This window comes from Siminovitchia jepli, assembly GCF_047228825.1.
Taxonomy (GTDB): domain Bacteria; phylum Bacillota; class Bacilli; order Bacillales; family Bacillaceae_C; genus Siminovitchia.
This window is the reverse complement of the sequence record NZ_JBFEGN010000158.1, coordinates 1-3920: the sequence shown is the minus strand read 5'-3', so window position 1 is coordinate 3920 and position 3920 is coordinate 1. Positions and strand designations below refer to the sequence as shown.

The window sequence follows — 3920 nt, the reverse complement described above, 5'->3', positions numbered from 1 at the left end:
GCGATTGCGGGCGACATATTCCCTCTTCTCTTCGAAAAAGCAGAAATCGCTAATCTTTCATAGAACTTTTTACACTATTCTATATATACCATACCGTTTAGATTATCTCGTTTTTACGAAACGAGATGGTGTAAAAAGTTCAATTGGGTATTCAGTGTTTCCTTTTATAGCAAGCTGCGCCCCGATTTTTCCCATAACAGGCGCCATTTTAAACCCATGTCCGGAAAAACCCGTTAAAATAATTATGTTATCATTACCGGGAATTTTACCGATAATCGGATGACCATCTTTTGTATAAATTTCCATATACGCATTAACTCTTGATGGATCACAGTGTAAATCTGGTAAATATTTCTTAACAAATTCAGAAAAAACCTTCACTTCATCTATGCTTACACTTCGATCAAGCGATTCTGGACCAGATATCTGATCCTTTTCTGTTGAAAACACCCCAATTTTTACCATACACCCATCCACGGAGGGGAAACCATAATAACTTATTCCATCACTTTCTCTCGTAAACACGGGAAACTTTTGCTCATTAAATTGCTTTTTATCTTTTGGAAGGAACCATGAGTTGACTAAACGGCGTACCTGAACGGAACTGGCAAATTCTTTATTGAATTTAGCAGCCCATGGTCCAGCAGTTATAATAACCTTGCCTACATGGAAAACCTCTCCGTTAGCGTAAATGGATACTCCATCCTCTTCATATTTTAAGCTGTCTACACATGTATGACTGTAAACGGCTGCCCCTAAATCGCGAGCTCGTAAAACAGCAGATATGATCGAATATTGTGGACGCAAGTAACCTGCCATTTCATCAACGATCATTTGTTCATTGGGAAATAACCAATGTTGCGGAAATCTATGTTCTGCTTCTTCTTTACCTAGAATTTCATGTGCTAAATTATATTCATTAATACTTTTCATAACATTTTTTATTGACCCTAATTCAGGATCACCGATTATTAAACCTTTTGTAAGCTGTAATAAGTCATTTCCTGTTTCGTCTTCCAGTTCACGCCATAATTTATATGCATCTTTTAAAAATGGAATATAGTTCGAACCTTCTTTATAAGCGGTGCGAAAAACCCGGGTCTCTCCTCCCGAAGCTGAACGATCATGTCCTATTCCAAATTGTTCAAACCCGATGACAGATACTCCCTCTTTTGCTAATTGCCATAATGCCATGCTGCCCATTGCTCCTAATCCAATGACCCCAATTTCTGCATTCATGTTTAATCTCCTTTGAATAAAATAATTCAGAATACTTCAATTGTAGGCTACTAGATCTTCTTTCACAATGTGACAAAAGAATATCATTTATCTTTAATTTTCCTTTTCATTTGTGCATTTTGCACATCTATATTTGATTAAGGTCTTTTCTTATTTTTTCCCTTTAATTGGGAATAAGACTTCCGCCTCAAACCTATAGTAAATCGGAGAGGTAGTTGGGAGATGGCGATTGGTTCGGGTCGACAAGATATCGATCATTAGCCGTTGCGACGTACAGGATGTCCGAGTGCAAGTGAAGCGACAGGATAAGGAAAGCTTCGACAGCATAGTTAATGCACGAAGAAAAGCTTAAGCTTTTTCAGAGACGTCGCTACCTGAGCTTGCCGACAGGACGTTGTGTTCTTAGCCTTTTTTCTGCTTATCAGCAGGGGATAAAGGATCGCAGGCTAAGACGTTATATCGTGTGGCAACGCCTGCATGAACTACATCCTGTGGGCCTAAACCCCTACTGATTGAAGGTTCACTCTACCATCTTCAATTCAACTAATAAAATCCCGAGGTAAAAATACATCATTTTCCGATAATCTTTTGTATCTGCTTTTGTCATTTCTTTAATTTTTTCTAATCGATATTGCAGGGTGTTCCTATGAACGTGAAGCGAGTTAGCTGTCTTTACTTTGTTGAAACCCGAGTCACACCATACTTTTATTGTTTGAGCAATGTCCGGCCAATCATCCGCCTGAAGAATCGGTTGTATTTCTTTTTGAATCTTTGCAATGGTATCTTTATTTAAATCTTGCAATATAGATTCTAAAAGATAGTCATTTACGTGCAATACTCTTTCTTTATTTTTTTGTTTCTTACCGATTTCGATCATTTTCCGGGCTTCCCGATTAGATTTTTTGATATCTGAGATTGTATTTGCAACTGAGCCTATTCCAATTATGGCTTTTATACATTTTGAATCCAGGCGCTTTAATAATTGGGAGCATGCCGAATATAAACGGCTTTCGGAAGTACCATTGTATATCTCTGGTTTATGCAAGATAATAAAATTGTCTCCTCCTATGTATGCTGATATATTTTCCTTTAAATCAAATATGGATTGAATTTCTTTTAAAACATCCAATATCAAGCGTTGGTGGGCGAGTTCAGAAGACTCATCATTGTTGGACAAGTAACAAAATGAGTCTATTAAATCATCAAAATTATTAATATCTACAGCTAAGCAAATAAATGGCGGCTTTAAATCATATCCTAGTTCAACACAACGTGCCTTCATAAAACTTTCGCTGCTTTCATGAGGATCAAACACAAGTACCTCTTTGATAAATTGCTGCTGTGCTTGTTGCAATATCAGACTTGATTCTAAAATAATTTCCTCTTTTATCATAATTTCTGCATGTTTTTTTACTAGAAGGCCATACTTTTCAACATTTTTTCTTTCTCCTGTAATTGCAATAGTCCCTATTATATTGCCTTGCAGCTCTATTGGAAGAGTGAATCCTGGTTTTGTGCCCTCGAAATGATCAATATAACCAGGCTTTATATCTAATGGCCGTTTGTTTTTTATGACATATATGGAAGCTTCATGAAAAGTATAAAGTCTTCTTTGATCACTAGCCCCAATAATCATACCTTTTTCATTTGTGATAATCACATCATATCCAATGATCTTGCTGGTTGATGATGCTATTTTAGGGGCGGCTTTTTCAAGCATGTTATGCATCTCCTTTTATGCAGTGTTAGAATAAAACTTAATTAAAAAAATTCACAAGATCACCTAAATAAAGGAAAAGGGAAGTTTTTAAAAAAGTTTGATCGAAATGAATTCCCTCTTTGCAATAAAATATTTATTTTTTATATAATAGAGCATTTTGCACATTTTATACATCGAGCCAGCCATAAACTTTCAAGGGCAAAAGAAAAGCTCAAGAACCCGTTTTGCGACGTACAAACTGGAATACACTGCCATGAGATAAAGGAAACAAGGAGACGAAGGAGCCGGTGAAATAAGAAATCCATATTTGCTGGTAATTTATTAGGCTTTACGTTATTTTGCATTTGCTTTGGATATGCTGACACAAAATATCCTTTTAATGCTCCCAGTGGCTATCCCCCAACAAATAGAAAACTAAAAGTTTCTACCCTATATTTAGTATGCTTGTGTATACAGTTGTTCTTTATTTACTTTCCGTATCTATAAGAATGCAAAGATTGTAAAGACCGCACGCTAGTGAGATGAAAAATTAAAACTTATATTCGAGCGCTTTTCGTCAGTAAGAATTGCGTTTCTTCTTTATGTATAGAGCAGGACTGTTGAGACAAGAATGAAGTAACAAAAAATACGAGGGGATAAGATATGATTGGTTTCCTTAATCTTGGCAGCCTCGTACTTGGACTATTTGCTTGGATCCTCTCGGTTGTTAATCTCATGTGATATAAAAAGGAATTGGGTCGCTCTTTTCCATTATGAGCATTAGTGTTGTGCTATTTCGATATGGTTCCAGAATTTCTATAACTATTATCTGGTAAAGATTGAGGGTTGGTCTGCTCTTATGTACATAATTGGTGATGTACCAGTTCTTCTCATCGTTACCATTATCCTTAATCCGTGACAAAATTTAGCTAAAATGCATCCAAAAGCTGGTGAAATCAGGTATAATACCCAAAAAAGGTGA

The 3920-nt window shown here is 36.2% G+C and carries 2 protein-coding genes; both read right to left on the bottom strand.

Annotation, left to right across the window (positions count from 1 at the left end; genetic code table 11):
• Positions 1 to 102: 102 nt before the first annotated feature.
• Complete coding sequence (gene solA, locus AB1L08_RS21825) at positions 103 to 1239, bottom strand: N-methyl-L-tryptophan oxidase (RefSeq protein ID WP_413066693.1); 1137 nt, start codon at positions 1237 to 1239, stop codon at positions 103 to 105.
• Between the two features lie 520 nt (positions 1240 to 1759).
• Positions 1760 to 2959, bottom strand: a complete 1200-nt coding sequence (locus AB1L08_RS21820) for a CdaR family transcriptional regulator (protein WP_413066692.1) — start codon at positions 2957 to 2959, stop codon at positions 1760 to 1762.
• Positions 2960 to 3920: the final 961 nt, after the last annotated feature.

Excerpts from the sequence above, each read along its gene's own strand:
- solA (WP_413066693.1), bottom strand. The coding sequence starts at position 1,239 with ATGAATGCAGAAATTGGGGTCATTGGATTAGGAGCAATGGGCAGCATG.
- AB1L08_RS21820 (WP_413066692.1), bottom strand. The coding sequence starts at position 2,959 with ATGCTTGAAAAAGCCGCCCCTAAAATAGCATCATCAACCAGCAAGATC.